Source organism: Flavobacterium sp. CR10 (assembly GCF_055814415.1).
In genome coordinates this window covers 3,155,724-3,169,544 of sequence record NZ_CP185985.1, presented here as the reverse complement: position 1 = coordinate 3,169,544, position 13,821 = coordinate 3,155,724, and the positions used below count along the sequence as shown (strand labels likewise).

At 34.3% G+C, this 13,821-nt stretch carries 13 protein-coding genes; 7 read left to right on the top strand and 6 right to left on the bottom strand.

The annotated features are described in order from the left end of the window. Positions 1-60 precede the first annotated feature (60 nt). The 6 genes from ACNRYB_RS14040 to ACNRYB_RS14015 all read right to left on the bottom strand — a co-directional run bounded on the left by ACNRYB_RS14040 (position 61) and on the right by ACNRYB_RS14015 (position 7,267). Positions 61-768: a LytR/AlgR family response regulator transcription factor gene (locus ACNRYB_RS14040; protein WP_473727615.1), complete on the bottom strand. Its 708-nt coding sequence runs from the start codon at positions 766-768 to the stop codon at positions 61-63. Continuing rightward, positions 768-1,928, bottom strand: a complete 1,161-nt coding sequence (locus ACNRYB_RS14035) for a sensor histidine kinase (RefSeq protein ID WP_473727614.1) — start codon at positions 1,926-1,928, stop codon at positions 768-770. Before ACNRYB_RS14035 ends, ACNRYB_RS14040 begins: the two co-directional genes overlap by 1 nt. Positions 1,929-2,188: 260 nt before the next feature. Next, positions 2,189-2,917 (bottom strand): CPBP family intramembrane glutamic endopeptidase, encoded by a 729-nt coding sequence (locus tag ACNRYB_RS14030; protein ID WP_129746823.1) that lies wholly within the window; start codon positions 2,915-2,917, stop codon positions 2,189-2,191. A 477-nt stretch (positions 2,918-3,394) separates the two neighbouring features. Continuing rightward, the gene (locus tag ACNRYB_RS14025) at positions 3,395-5,599 is read right to left on the bottom strand and encodes a TonB-dependent receptor (protein WP_473727613.1); all 2,205 of its coding nucleotides are present in this window, start codon (positions 5,597-5,599) and stop codon (positions 3,395-3,397) included. A 123-nt stretch (positions 5,600-5,722) separates the two neighbouring features. Further along, a complete protein-coding gene (locus ACNRYB_RS14020; RefSeq protein ID WP_129746826.1) occupies positions 5,723-6,109 on the bottom strand; it encodes a DoxX family protein in 387 nt (128 codons plus the stop codon). 144 nt (positions 6,110-6,253) lie between these two features. Then, the gene (locus ACNRYB_RS14015) at positions 6,254-7,267 is read right to left on the bottom strand and encodes a zinc-binding alcohol dehydrogenase family protein (RefSeq protein ID WP_473727612.1); all 1,014 of its coding nucleotides are present in this window, start codon (positions 7,265-7,267) and stop codon (positions 6,254-6,256) included. A 243-nt stretch (positions 7,268-7,510) separates the two neighbouring features. Here ACNRYB_RS14015 and ACNRYB_RS14010 point away from each other — a divergent pair, with 243 nt between their 5' ends. The 7 genes from ACNRYB_RS14010 to ACNRYB_RS13980 all read left to right on the top strand — a co-directional run bounded on the left by ACNRYB_RS14010 (position 7,511) and on the right by ACNRYB_RS13980 (position 13,527). Further along, the gene (locus ACNRYB_RS14010) at positions 7,511-8,071 is read left to right on the top strand and encodes a GNAT family N-acetyltransferase (RefSeq protein ID WP_473727611.1); all 561 of its coding nucleotides are present in this window, start codon (positions 7,511-7,513) and stop codon (positions 8,069-8,071) included. A 51-nt stretch (positions 8,072-8,122) separates the two neighbouring features. Further along, positions 8,123-8,995, top strand: coding sequence for a helix-turn-helix domain-containing protein (locus ACNRYB_RS14005; protein ID WP_473727610.1), 873 nt, complete (start codon positions 8,123-8,125; stop codon positions 8,993-8,995). A gap of 78 nt (positions 8,996-9,073) precedes the next feature. Beyond that, on the top strand, positions 9,074-10,123 hold the full coding sequence (locus ACNRYB_RS14000; protein ID WP_473727609.1) for an alpha/beta hydrolase: 1,050 nt from the start codon (positions 9,074-9,076) through the stop codon (positions 10,121-10,123). 408 nt (positions 10,124-10,531) lie between these two features. Next, positions 10,532-10,966 carry a DoxX family membrane protein gene (locus tag ACNRYB_RS13995; RefSeq protein WP_473727608.1) on the top strand — a complete coding sequence of 145 codons (435 nt, stop codon included), beginning with the start codon at positions 10,532-10,534 and terminating at the stop codon, positions 10,964-10,966. Between the two features lie 222 nt (positions 10,967-11,188). Continuing rightward, positions 11,189-12,025 carry a sulfite exporter TauE/SafE family protein gene (locus ACNRYB_RS13990; protein WP_129746830.1) on the top strand — a complete coding sequence of 279 codons (837 nt, stop codon included), beginning with the start codon at positions 11,189-11,191 and terminating at the stop codon, positions 12,023-12,025. Then, complete coding sequence (locus ACNRYB_RS13985; protein ID WP_250347090.1) at positions 12,012-12,419, top strand: DUF1634 domain-containing protein; 408 nt, start codon at positions 12,012-12,014, stop codon at positions 12,417-12,419. Before ACNRYB_RS13990 ends, ACNRYB_RS13985 begins: the two co-directional genes overlap by 14 nt. An 85-nt stretch (positions 12,420-12,504) precedes the next feature. Further along, the gene (locus ACNRYB_RS13980; RefSeq protein WP_343706077.1) at positions 12,505-13,527 is read left to right on the top strand and encodes an LLM class flavin-dependent oxidoreductase; all 1,023 of its coding nucleotides are present in this window, start codon (positions 12,505-12,507) and stop codon (positions 13,525-13,527) included. Positions 13,528-13,821 lie beyond the last annotated feature (294 nt).

Here is a 13,821-nt window from a genome sequence, read left to right as displayed (position 1 = left end):
TTATCAAAAATAATTCGTGAATTCGTGGCTAAAAAACTTTGTAAAGTCTGCGCTAAAAAACTACTTAATCCCAAGCAACTGATACAATTCCTCTTTTTTATTCAAAGCTGCAGAAATGGTTTTTCCATCAATCAATTCTACAACATTTCCGTTGAGGCTTCTCACAGCTTCGAGATTTAGAATAAAAGAACGCTGCACGCGAAAGAATATTGGGAGTTTCAAAACTTCTTCCATTGACTTTAAAGTTCCTAAAGTTGTATATGATCCGCCGTTGATAACGAATTTCAGATAATCGTCTTGCGCTTCCACATACAAAATTTCACTTAAAAGAATCTTAATCAGCTTCCCTTCCGATTTGATAAAAATGCGATCAGAATTGATTTGATGAACTGAAGTTGTTTTCTTTAGCGAAAGATATTCTTTGGCGCGATTTACCGCTTTCAGGAAACGGTCAAAACGAACGGGTTTTAAGAGATAATCGGCAGCTCCGGTTTCAAAACCTTCCAAAGCAAAATTGCGGTGCGCCGTTATAAAAATAATAACTGGAGCATTGGTAAGCGATTGCACCAATTCTAAACCATTAAATTTAGGCATTTCGATATCGCTAAAAACAATATCAACTTCATTTTCCTGCAGAAACAATAATGCTTTAGAAGCTTCTGCAAAAGAGTCTTTTAGTTCCAAAAACGGAATTTCGGCAATAAAAGATTCGATAATATCTCTTGCAATTGGCTCATCGTCAACAACAATGCATTTTAGTTTTTCCATTATTTTCTTAAAACTATTTTTAAATCGACTTCAAACAAGTTTTCAAGTCTTTTAATTTCTAATTCATATTGATTGGGATACAGCAATTCTAAGCGTTTACGGGCATTCTCCACTCCTATTCCGCCAAAATCAGAATCGTTTGGCGTATCTTCCAAATCGTTCTCTAAACTAAACCAAAAAGTATTGTTTTCAATCTTAATGTCGAGTTTTATAAAGGCATTTTTACTTTTTAAACCATATTTAAAAGCATTTTCTATGAAAGTAAATGTCAGAAGCGGTGCAACAAAAAGTCCTGCGGTTTGTCCTTCAATAGCAACTTGAATATCCGTTTCATCTGCATAACGCATCTTTTCTAAAGCGATATAATTTTTGATAAAATCCAATTCTTTTTCCAAACGGACAATTTCGGTATTCGATTCGTAGAGCGTATAACTCATAATATCTGAAAGATTCAAGATGATTTCTGGAGCCAGATTATCTTTTCTAACCGTTAATCCGTACAGATTATTTAAGGTGTTAAATAAAAAATGCGGATTCAATTGCGCTTTTAAAAAGTCCTTTTCAATTTGAATATTCTGAATTTCTAAAGCTGTTTTCTCTCTTTCAACTTGAAATTTCTTATTATACAATTTCGTGATTTCGACCAAAATCTTTGCAAAGCAAAAAGGCGAAAGCAACGAAATGATAATTATAGTCTGCGAAAGCATTTTTTTTGGCGAAACTGCTTCAAAAAAACGTTGTTCTGCGCTCATTTTAATAACGCCTTTCAGTTCTCCAAAAGTAACTTCAAGACCTAAAGCATAATACAAAAGCGAAATAAAATACGTTGCCGCCATCCAAACAAATATTGAAATTGGAAAAACCAATAGCACCAATATTATAATTCGGGTTTTGCTTCCTGAGAATATCTTTGGCAATAGTAAATAAAACAGCATATAAAACACAATCATATTGACCAATGCCATTCTTATGGTTAGTAAAACAGCATCAAAATAGACCAATTTATAGCCAATTACATAACTCAAAAAAAGCAAAACAGAAAAACCTAACCACATGAAAACATGCAGTAAAATTCGATTTCTTTTGGTGAAAAAGCCGTCAAAATTCAGCGAAGCGATTTTATCTAAAAAATATCCCGAAGTCGATGTGGTATTTGGCATGTAATACTGTTGTAAAGCAGTTTCAAATATAATTTATTTTTTTCCATGAGTGGGAAAATATAATTAACACATAGAAGCATAGATTTTCTTTGCGCTTAAAGACGTTTCACTTTGTTTTAATACACATAGCCATTTCTGAAGATATATACAAAGGTTTACATCTATGTGTGAGAAACTAGTTTCTTTCTCTCTTCTTTTTCGAAATAAAAAAATCTATGTTTCTATGTGTTTCAAAATTAATTAGATATTGAATTCCTTTTTTATAAAATTCTAATAACCGCATTGATCAAATTAATCGTGTTATGCCCCAGAATAGAATAAATAAGATTTCCCGAAAACTGTCTTAGAATACCAACGCTCAAAGAAGAAATTAATGTTAAGTATAACATTGTAATTACATCAAATTTCAAATGTAAATCCTGATCTAAAACCGCACCGTGAGAAACTCCAAACAAAACTGTTACAATAACAAATGCCCAACCAAATTTGATTCCGCGATAATTCCATGTTGGCGCAAAAGCTTTGTCTAAAAGCCATAAAGAGATTCCTCTAAAAAGGATTTCTTCTGTTAATCCGGGCATTGAGGCTTGAAAAAGGAAAGTTTCTAAATCGAAAGGATTGCCTTTTGGAAATAAAATCAGTTTGAATATAATATCAAATACCGTAAATCCGAAGAAAACCAATAATCCGAATTTCAAGCTTGCTGGCGAATTGGTTTTAGAAGTAAATCCGATTTTGATTCTTTCTTCTTTTGAAACCGAAAAGATTATAATCAATCCTAAAATTAGACTCAAGATTTTTCCAGCCCAATTAAATTTTAAATCCAAGTCGATTAATTGTTTTCCTGAAGCCTGCAAAAACACATCTGCAAGGAAATATAAAATGAAAAATCCTAAATATTTCAAATTAGATTTTTCAGTTTTGAAATGTGCAATAACAATAATCGGAGCGATTAACAAAATCCAAAGAAGAGGCGTAAATAGTGACATAATTTTGATTTTTAAGGTTTTAATTTAAATCAAAAGTATATCTAGAGTATATCAATTAAAATTGTAATCGGTAGAACACACAATCTGCTCGGTGAAAATGTTGTTTTACTCGATTGCAGATTTTAAAAATGTTCCGTAGGAACATCTCATCGGTAGAAAAAATATGTTTTTTAAGTCGTTTTACGTTCCGTAGGAACGTTTGTTTGGTTTCATCGTTTTTTATATCTAACCTATCAAACGTTCCTACGGAACGTGAATTGGGCTGGACACCATTTTTTTTTTCTACCGACGAAACATTCCTACGGAATGATAGCACCTATTAAAAATGAAGGGATCGATTGAATTCAATTCAATTCAATTCAATTCGACTCAATTCGATTCAATTTAAAACCAACCATTAAATAGAAAATGTGCCAATTAGATAATTACTCTCATTATCTAATTGGCACATTTTCTAATTGCCGCATTAATCAATTTCTACCACGTGTATTTCAAGATCAAACGCGCATTAAACGGTGTTCCTGCCGTAAAATGAATTTCTTCTACAGGATCTGTTTCATTTGCCAATCTTGATTCGGTTAAAAATTGTGTTTCTTTCCATTTTGTATTGAAAATATTATCGATGTTTACGCCAATCGAAACTTTCTTAATCTGATAATTCACAGAAAAATCGGTGATGCAATATCCTTTTGCGACAACCGAATTGTCTTCGTTTGCTGGTCTGTCGCCTAAGAAACGAGTTCTTATACTTCCTGAAAAACCTTTTAAATCCTTTACCGAAAGTCCGCTCATTAAAGTATTCTTTGGAGCAAGCGGCAAATAATCGTTTCCTTTTGGTTCGTCTATTGCTCTTGCATGCGTATACGTATAATCTGCATTCCAGAACAACCAATTGGTCAATTGATATCTAATTCCAAAATCAAAACCTTTACGTTCTGTTTTTCCGCTTGGCTCAACTACAGCTTCGTCACCCACATAAACAAATTCCTGCGCCAAATACAAGTACCAAATTGCTGAATTAATAATCATTCTTGGAAATGGTTTCCAGTTTAAACCTAAATCTGCTCCGTACGTTTCTGGAAGAATTTTTTCTCCTTTTTGCGCCACAACTACACGGGTATCATTACTGTGAAATCCTTTTCCTAACTTCAAGAAATAGTTTAATTTGTCATTTTGAGTATACAAAAAGTTTAGTTTCGGGCTTACAATTGCTTTTGTTTGCGTCTGATTACTATAAGTTGCTGCCAACTGATCTTCGTATCCAAATTTGAAATAATCCAAACGCAATCCTCCGTTTATCAACCATTTTCCTGCTGTAAAATCAAGACTTGAATAGGCAAAAAGATTGGTTTGGTTGACATTTCCTAAACTCAAATAATCTAAAACTGTTTTTCTGTTTAAAGTATGAGACAACTCTACATCTTTATTATTATCATTTCGAAGTCCTGCACCTAGTTTAAAACGCCATTTTTCATTCAGTTTTTGATCGTATTCAGACTGGAAACCTACAATCGTTCTATTTTCTTTCTGTTTAATCTGATCGCCGTTTACAGGATCATTCAAGAAAAATGTAAAATTAGAATACAGTTCAAAATCGTATTTACTTAAATATGCGCTACTTTTAATGCGTGTATTGTCATCAATTTTGGCATCGTATTGCAGATTAAAATTGGTTCTATCTGTATTTCCTCCTTCATTCGGATCGATTGCTCCGAAATGCGAAATTGTTCCGTCGTTTACCGCACGGTCTGGAATTTGTCCGCTGGCGTCCCATTGACTTTTAAAATGCGAAACCGAAATAGCCAAACGATCTCCGTTTTCCATTTTAGCGTTGTATTTTCCAAATAAATTAATTCGGTTAAAATTCTGAGGAGCATCAAAATAACCATCGGTCATCATGTATTCTCCAGCGAAATAAGCCGATTGGTTTTCTTTATTCAATAGATTAAACATCGCAACCGTACGGAAGGTATCAAATTGTCCGCCTTCAAAAGAAATAGAGCTGTTTTGCAAAGCATTTTTGGTATTAAAACCAACATATCCCGCAGTTGTAAAATCGCCTTTATCTGCAAAATAAGCACCTTTATCAAAATCGATATTATCAACTGTTTCTGGAATTACAAAATGCAGATCAGAATAGCCTTGTCCGTGTGCGTGCGAAACCATGTTTACAGGCATTCCGTCAACAGTGATATTAATATCGGTTCCGTGATCACAGTCAAAACCTCTTAAGAAGATTTGCTCTGCTTTTCCTCCGCCCGCATGCTGACCGATAAAAAGTCCTGGAACTTTTCGCAGTAAATCCTGAGAATTTGAAATAGGCTGAATTTCAAAATCAATTTTAGAAATGGTGTTTAAATATTTTAAATTATTGCTGATTTTAACTTCTTCCAACAAAAATGGTTTTTCTTCCAATTGAATGGAGAGAAAATCCAAAGAGGCAAGTTTAATTTTTTGAGTTGAAAATCCTTTTTTGGTAATAACCAGACTATCATTTATCTGCGTTCCTTCTAAGGTAAATTTTCCATTTGCATCGGTATGAGCGTGTGTTTTTGAATTTAGATTTCGAATTAAAACTTCTGAAGATGCTTTTCCATCAGAATCAGTTACGATACCATTTAGAGATTGTGCATTAATCGAAAAAGAGAGAATAAAAAAGAGAAGTGCTGATAAAGATTTCATTGCTATTTTGGTAACTTATTGGAATAATTTGAGCACAAAAATAGCATTATTATACACTTTTAAAGAAAAAAAGCCCTAAATCGAAATTTAGAGCTTTCTTTAATTTATATAATTGCCTGCAGATTAATCCCATTGACTATTTTTAGAAACGGCAAATTTACCTGCTCCAGTAAAGAACAATGCAAGAGCGCCTAAAAAATACAGCATTAATAATTCTAAAGCATATCCACCATGCTCACTAATTGAGAAAATTTCCTGACTATGCATTGTTGCAACTGCCACCACACAAGTTATTGCCAAAAGAACTGCTGCAATTCTAGTTCTGAATCCTAATAAAATGGCAATTGGCGCCAAAACTTCTCCGATGTAAACCGCATATCCAAATGTACCCAAGCTTTCTACAAGGAACGAAACTCCGTGAATAAGTTTAGAAACACCGTGAAAAAGCATTAATCCGCCAGTACTGATACGCAACAGTAATAATCCAAGGTCTGTGTTTTTTGAAATCATAAATAATTTTGTTTTAGGTTAAAAATTTATACTCAATTGGGTTTGTAAGCCGACTAAAATACAAAAATTTCTTATTTAAAAACACTATTATTTAAAACAGTTCCAAATAACTATTCCAAGCTATCACAAAGCCGATTTTAAGCATTAAAACTTAATCGCAATCTTTCCGATTGTCTTTCCAGATTCCAAAAGTTCATGTGCTTTTTTAAGATTTTCGGCTGTAAGTCCGTTTAAAGTTGTGTTTAAAGTTGTTTTCAGAATGCCGTCGTCCAACAAATCTGCTACGATATTTAAGATATTATGCTGTTCAATCATATCTTCTGTTTGATACATCGAACGTGTGTACATTAATTCCCAAGAAAAAGAAACACTTTTGCCTTTCAGTTTATTCAAAACTACAGGCTCATCGCTTCCAGTAATCGAAGCGATATGTCCCTGCGGTTTAATCAATTCAACCATCGTGTCCCAATAAGCATTGGTGTCTACAAAATCTAGAATAAAATCAACATGTTCAAAACCAGCTTCATGAACAGAAGAAATCAGGTCTTTGTGATCTACCACAAAATCTGCTCCTTGCTGTTTGCACCATTCAATCGTTTCAGGACGAGACGCTGTTGCAATAACAGTTAAACCTGCAATTTTCTTAGCCAATTGAATCGCAATCGAACCTACTCCTCCAGCTCCACCAATAATTAAAATGGATTTTCCTTTGTCTTTGTCAGCACTAATTCTAATTCTGTCAAATAAAATTTCCCAAGCGGTTAAAGCCGTTAACGGAATTACTGCAGATTCTTCAATAGATAATGATTTTGGTTTTCTGCCTACAATTCTTTCATCAATAATCTGATATTCGGCATTGCTTCCTTGTTTGGTAATATCTCCAGCGTAATAGACAGAATCTCCTACTTCAAACAAAGTAACGCTCTCTCCTACAGCCTGCACAATTCCTACAGCATCCCAGCCAATGATTTTTGGGTTATCCAAAACGGTTTCTTTTGCTGAACTCTGGCGAACTTTAAAATCGACTGGATTGACCGAAATCGCATCAATTTTAACTAATAAATCGTGTGATCCAGGGACTGGTTTTACAGCTTCAAATTCGATAAAACTTTCTGGGTTTTCTATAGGTAATGAGGTTTTAAATCCTATTGCTTTCATTTTTTTTAATGTTTAAATTAAAACTATACTACAAATATAAGGCGAGTTGAAATCTCTTAATTGGTATATTTTGAGTGTATATTTGTATATATTAAGCACAATGTGTTTTTTGTTTCACGCAGATGTTACAGATTATAGCTGATTCTGCAGATTTTTTATTTAAAATTTGCTAAGATCTGCTCAAATCCTTTAAAATCTGCGTGAAATAATTTTAAAGACTAAATTTGCTAAAAACAATTCACTATGAATATCAGAAAAGCCGAAAAATCAGACTCAAAATATATTGCACCTATATTATTATTAGCAATGGAAGATATCATCTATAAGTTTATTGCTAAAAAAGATTACGCTTCCGCGAAAGACTTTCTGCAATATTTTGTTGAAAGAGAAAACAATCAATATTCCTATCAAAATTGTTTTGTGGCTGAGGAAAATGGCGAAATCATAGGCGCAGTCAATATTTACAATGGTTCTGATATAGAAGCTTTACGAAATCCGATTGTGGAATATGTCAGAGCAAATTATAATCCGGAATTTGATCCAGAGTTTGAAACGCGTGCTGGGGAGTTTTATATCGATTCATTAGGCGTAAATCCAAATCATCAAGGAAAAGGAATTGGTTCTAAACTGTTGGTTTTTCTAATTAACGAATATGTGCATCAAAAAAAACAGACATTAGGTTTATTGGTAGAAGAAGAAAATCCGCTGGCGAAGAATCTTTATTTAAAACTCGGATTTAAAATTGTGGGTGAAAAAACTTTGGTTGGCAAAAAACTGGAACATCTTCAAATTGGTAATGAATAGTACTGCTTTCGCTAAAGAAAATCATTAAATTTAAATCCAAAACAAACCGCGATGAACCTTAATAATGTATTTGAATCAAATTATAAAAAACTGGGATTTCTAATTCTGAATCAGGAAACTGTAGAAGAAATAAACAGCGACGAATACAAAGCGTATATTAAGGTATTATACCTTCCGGAAGAGTATCAGGTTACTATTGATTTTAAACAATATCAAACCAAAAGTCCTTCTCTGTTTTTCATTAACAGCAATCAATATTTGCAGATTAATAAGGAAGGGAAAAAGCAGGGTTATTTTATGTATTACAATCGTGATTTCTATTGTGTACAGATTCACGATGCCGAAGTAGCCTGCGACGGATTGTTATTCAACAATATATTCGAAATGCCAATGACCACTTTACCCGATAAAGAGGTTTTGTTTATTGAAGGCATTTTCAATCAGATTCAGGAAGAGTTTGTTTCGCCCGATTCGTCTCAGGAAGAAATGATTCGAACGTATTTGAAACAGCTTATCATTAAAGCAACGCGAATCTGGAAAATTCAGCAATTGGGTATTTTGAATGAAGAGCCTTCTAAAGAAATGGATTTCTTTAGAGATTTCAGCCGATTGGTCGAAATTCATTTCAGAACCAAACATACCGTTGCCGATTATGCCGATATTTTGGGCGTTGCTCCTAAAACACTTTCTAATAAATTCAATCGTTTAGAACTGACACAGCCAAACGATATTATAAAAGACCGCATTATTCTGGAGGCAAAAAGGCTTTTGGGTTATTCTTCTTTAAGCGTAAAAGAGATTGCATACCAGCTCGGATATGAAGATCCAGCCTATTTTAACCGACTTTTTACCAATAAAGTTGGTGATACTCCATCTAATTTCAAGAAAAAATACCTTCAAGGGAAAAATGTACAATTAGAATAGACTTTTATCCATTTTCAGAGCTTTATTACCGCCATATCTTTGTCCTATCAAATTATAAATGATTAAAACATAAAAGATATGAAAACTATTAAAGTATTACAACAGAGTTTATTTATTGCAACATTATTAATCGTAAATACAGTTGCTTCAGCACAAGAAAGAGCTTATAAAGGACAAAATGACCCAGAAATTTTTACAGAGGTTCGCAGCTTTTTAAATGCATTAAATTCAGGTGACGGAAAACCATTAGAACAATTATCTGTTACAGATGCAAGAAACGTTCTAGTAGGCGCTCAAAAATCGGTTCAAGTAGATTATTCTGGTATCGAAGAAACTGAAAAAGTAATTTCTCAAAACGGATTAAAAGTAAAAATTCATATTACTAAACCTAAAGGAGCAAAAGCAAATGCGCCAGTATTCATTTTTATTCACGGCGGCGGATGGGTTTTAGGTGATTATCCAACACACAGACGATTAGTAAGAGATTTGGTTGTAGAAAGTGGTGCCGTTGCGGTTTTCCCAGATTATACACCTTCTCCAGAAGCTAAATATCCTGTGGCAATTAACGAAATTTACGCTGCAACACAATGGGTAGCCGAAAACGGAAAAGAAATTGGTGTAGATGGTAAAAACCTTGCTGTTGTTGGAAACAGTGTAGGCGGAAATATGACTGCTGCGATTACTTTAATGGCTAAAGATAAAAAAGGACCGCATATTAAATTACAAGTTTTATTATGGCCTGTAACGGATGCTAATTTTGAAACTGAATCTTATAATTTATATGCCAACGGACGTTTCTTAACTAAAAACATGATGAAATGGTTCTGGGACAACTATTTACCTGATACTGCTAAAAGAACAGAAAAATACGCTTCTCCATTGCAAGCTAGTTTAGCAGAATTAAAAGACTTACCTCCTGCTCTTGTTCAAACTGCTGAAAATGATGTTTTAAGAGACGAAGGTGAAGCTTATGCCAGAAAGCTTAATGAAGCTGGAGTTCCTGTAACCTTAACTAGATACAACGGTTTGATTCACGATTACGGACTTTTAAATCCGATTGCTAATGTACCAGCTATTCAGACTGCCATACAACAAGCAGCAATTGTGATCAAAACGACACTGAAATAAGAATTTCAAAACAAAAAAAGAAGCTTTCTCAAAAGGAGAGCTTCTTTTTTTTTAGCTTCGGAGAAGCGGCATATTTATAGAACAGAATAAACGGTTACAATATAAAGCTCCAGAGGAGCGAAATATATTATAGAAATATGCCGCTCCTCTGGAGCTTTTGCCATTTGTTATCTTGAAGTTCTATAAATATTTTGCCCCGCTGGGGCTTTGTTGATAAAATAATCTTTACAAATTTCTATATAATCCCAAGAGTTATTTTTTGAGACTATCCCTTTTTTATGCATTTTGTCGTTTATTTTAAACAATTTGACGATGATTCTGTCGTTATTAAAAAAAACAGTTCGACGATTTTTGTCTTTTTTGAGATAAAATATGCAGAATGAAATTGCAATAAAATTAATAATCAGAATGAAAAATATCACCATATTAGAGGCAGGTTTAATTTTAAGAATAGTAATAGCGATCACAATGCTTTCAGCTGTAGCTGATCGATTCGGTATCTGGGGAGCACCTGGTTCAAACGGAGTCGCATGGGGAAATTGGGAGAACTTTGTAATTTACACCAACACCTTAAATCCTTATGCAAACAAAGCAACAGCCGAAATTTTAGGCGCGATCGCCACTTTCTTTGAAGTTATCTTAAGTCTGCTATTATTGTTTGGCTTTAAAACCAGACTTGCCGCTTTAGGAACTGCTTTTTTATTGTTCTTTTTCGGATTTGCAATGGCCGTTTCGGTTTCAGTAAAAGCGCCTTTCGATTATTCGGTTTGGACAAGTTCGGCGGCGGCTTTATTATTGGCCAATATCGGGAAAACAGCTTTTGCTGTTGACAATAGGATATAGTTTTTGGTTGATGTTTTTTTGTTGATAGTTACGGCTCTCTATAGCTTTGACAAAACTATAAACTTCAAAACAGTCAAAACAAAAAACACTAAAACAAACAACCAACCAAAAACTACAAACCATCAACTTATAAACTATCAACTATAAACATTTTTAAGGTATATTTAAGTTCATGAACAAATTTGTATTCGTAAATTAGCAAATACAAAAACACATCACTAAATGACAATACTTACCTTTACGCTTATAATGATTCTGGGTGCTTTTTTAGCAGGTTTTATCGGTTCATTATCAGGCTTAGGAGGCGGTATCATTATTATTCCGCTTCTTACTATTATTCTCGGTGTCGATATTCATTATGCCATTGGAGCCGCTTTGGTTTCCGTTATCGCCACTTCTTCAGGTTCTGCTGCAGCTTATGTAAAAGAGGGAATTACCAACATGAGAATGGGAATTTTTCTTGAAATCGCCACTACTATCGGAGCAGTTTGCGGTGCCTTGCTTTCTACAATTGCCCCTACTTCTTTTATAGCAGTTTTATTCGGTTTAACGCTGATTTTTTCTGCAATTAATTCGTTACGAAAAAAAGAAGAACACATTGTTTTAGAATCTAGCCCTTTGGCTAAAAAACTAAAATTGGACGGAACTTATCCTTCTCACGATGGTGAAGTCATAAAATACGGAACTAAAAACGTGCTTGGCGGTTTCAGTATGATGGGCGTTGCTGGAATGATGTCTGGTCTTCTCGGAATTGGTTCCGGTGCTTTTAAAGTGATTGCAATGGATAACATTATGCGTGTTCCGTTTAAAGTTTCAACCACAACTAGTAATTTCATGATGGGTGTTACAGCGATGGCGAGTTCTGTAATTTATATTCAAAAAGGATATATCGAGCCAGGAATCTGTATGCCTGTTGTAATTGGAGTTTTGTTTGGAGCTATGGCTGGAGCCAAAATCTTAGTGCGAACAAATCCGAAGAAATTGAGAATATTTTTTGCCTGCCTGATTTTTGTTTTGGCAATAAACATGATTTATAACGGACTAAATGGAAAAATCTAATATGGTACAGGAAGAAAAATTTGGAGAAAAAGATTTTCAAACTATCATAGGAAATCTGCTTCGTTACGGAGTTTGGATTTCACTGTCAGTAGCTTTTATTGGCGGAATTGTATATTTGATTCACAACGGAAATCAGATTGAAGATTATTCTGTTTTTAAAGAAAATGATAGAAATATATTTGAAGTGATTGCGGCTGTTTACAATGGTGCAATTCAGGGAAATGGTGAATCATTAATATTTACTGGTATTATTTTGCTTTTCCTTACGCCAGTTTTACGTGTTTTGCTTTCGCTATTTTCGTTTTTATTAGAAAAAGATTATTTATATGTCGGCATTACATTAATTGTTATTGCGATTATTATTATCAGTATTTCATTTGGTTTCTCACACTAGATAATTGTAGATTTTAGATTGCAGATTTTAGATTTTGAAATTTAGAATTTGGAATTTCTCAATATTGGAATTTAAAATTAAGCTTATGGAAATAGGAATAGACAGTTTTGCTTCGGCAATGTATGGCGACAACAACACGCTGAGCAGCGTTGACGCTATGGAGCAGCTTTTGCAGAGAATCGAATTTGCAGATCAGGCTGGACTTGATGTTTTTGGAATTGGAGAACATCACAAAAAAGAGTTTTTAGATTCTGCTACGGCTGTTATTTTGAGTGCAGCGGCGGCAAGGACAAAAAATATTCGACTCTCAAGTGCTGTAACCGTTTTAAGTGCAGCAGATCCTGTTAGGGTTTATCAGAGTTTTGCCACTTTAGATTTAATTTCGAAAGGAAGAACTGAAATTGTTGTCGGTCGCGGTTCTGCCATTGAAGCTTATCCCCTTTTTGGATATGATTTGAGAGATTATGATGCTCTTTTTAAAGAAAAGCTCGAACTTCTTCTTCAAATTAGAGATAATGAATTTGTTTCTTGGGAAGGCAAATTCCGTCCAGCTTTAAATAACTTACCAGTTTACCCAAGAGCTTTACAAGAAAAATTACCCATTTGGCTTGGTGTTGGCGGAACTCCAGAATCTTTTATCAGAGCGGGTTCGTTGGGACTTCCGTTAATGGTTGCAGTTATTGGCGGACAAACACATCGTTTCAGACCTTTAATCGATTTATATCGTGAAGCAGGAAAAGCAGCAGGCTATAAACCGAATGAATTAAAAGTTGGTTTACATTCGCCTGGTTATGTTGGAACGACAACAGAAAAAGCAATTGAAGAATATTATCCAGGTTACGCCGAATTATGGACAAAATTAGGATATGAAAGAGGTTGGCCTCCTGTAACCAAAGGCAAATTTGACGGTTTAATTGATGATTCAGGTGTTCTAATTGTCGGAGGTCCCGAAAGAGCGGCGGAGAAAATTTTGCGTCATAGCGAAGCACTTGGCGGGGTGGATCGATTCACTTTCCAGATGGACAATGCAGGATTGACACACAAACAATTAATGAATGCCATTGAATTGATTGGAACAAAATTGATTCCGTTGATTAAGAAGGCATAATTATATTCTCGCAATCCCAATAAATATCGGGAGCAAAGACGCAAAGATTTTTTTTAAAGCCACTCCCGATAGCTATCGGGATACACAGATTAAAAGGATTTTTTAGAAATTAAATAGCGTCCAGCTTTAGCTGGATGAAATTATAAGCCAAAATTAAAGGCTTTAGCCAAACATCTCTAGTTTAGCTAAAGCCTTTTGACTTTTAAAATTACAAACCTCCAGTTAAAATTGGAGGCAATCCAAAAGGACAATATTTCAGAATCTTTCTTTGAACCCCTGAACCTTTGTCCCTTT

Excerpts from the sequence above, each read along its gene's own strand:
- ACNRYB_RS14040 (WP_473727615.1), bottom strand. The coding sequence starts at position 768 with ATGGAAAAACTAAAATGCATTGTTGTTGACGATGAGCCAATTGCAAGA.
- ACNRYB_RS14035 (WP_473727614.1), bottom strand. The coding sequence starts at position 1,928 with ATGCCAAATACCACATCGACTTCGGGATATTTTTTAGATAAAATCGCT.
- ACNRYB_RS14030 (WP_129746823.1), bottom strand. The coding sequence starts at position 2,917 with ATGTCACTATTTACGCCTCTTCTTTGGATTTTGTTAATCGCTCCGATT.
- ACNRYB_RS14025 (WP_473727613.1), bottom strand. The coding sequence starts at position 5,599 with ATGAAATCTTTATCAGCACTTCTCTTTTTTATTCTCTCTTTTTCGATT.
- ACNRYB_RS14020 (WP_129746826.1), bottom strand. The coding sequence starts at position 6,109 with ATGATTTCAAAAAACACAGACCTTGGATTATTACTGTTGCGTATCAGT.
- ACNRYB_RS14015 (WP_473727612.1), bottom strand. The coding sequence starts at position 7,267 with ATGAAAGCAATAGGATTTAAAACCTCATTACCTATAGAAAACCCAGAA.
- ACNRYB_RS14010 (WP_473727611.1), top strand. The coding sequence starts at position 7,511 with ATGAATATCAGAAAAGCCGAAAAATCAGACTCAAAATATATTGCACCT.
- ACNRYB_RS14005 (WP_473727610.1), top strand. The coding sequence starts at position 8,123 with ATGAACCTTAATAATGTATTTGAATCAAATTATAAAAAACTGGGATTT.
- ACNRYB_RS14000 (WP_473727609.1), top strand. The coding sequence starts at position 9,074 with ATGAAAACTATTAAAGTATTACAACAGAGTTTATTTATTGCAACATTA.
- ACNRYB_RS13995 (WP_473727608.1), top strand. The coding sequence starts at position 10,532 with ATGAAAAATATCACCATATTAGAGGCAGGTTTAATTTTAAGAATAGTA.
- ACNRYB_RS13990 (WP_129746830.1), top strand. The coding sequence starts at position 11,189 with ATGACAATACTTACCTTTACGCTTATAATGATTCTGGGTGCTTTTTTA.
- ACNRYB_RS13985 (WP_250347090.1), top strand. The coding sequence starts at position 12,012 with ATGGAAAAATCTAATATGGTACAGGAAGAAAAATTTGGAGAAAAAGAT.
- ACNRYB_RS13980 (WP_343706077.1), top strand. The coding sequence starts at position 12,505 with ATGGAAATAGGAATAGACAGTTTTGCTTCGGCAATGTATGGCGACAAC.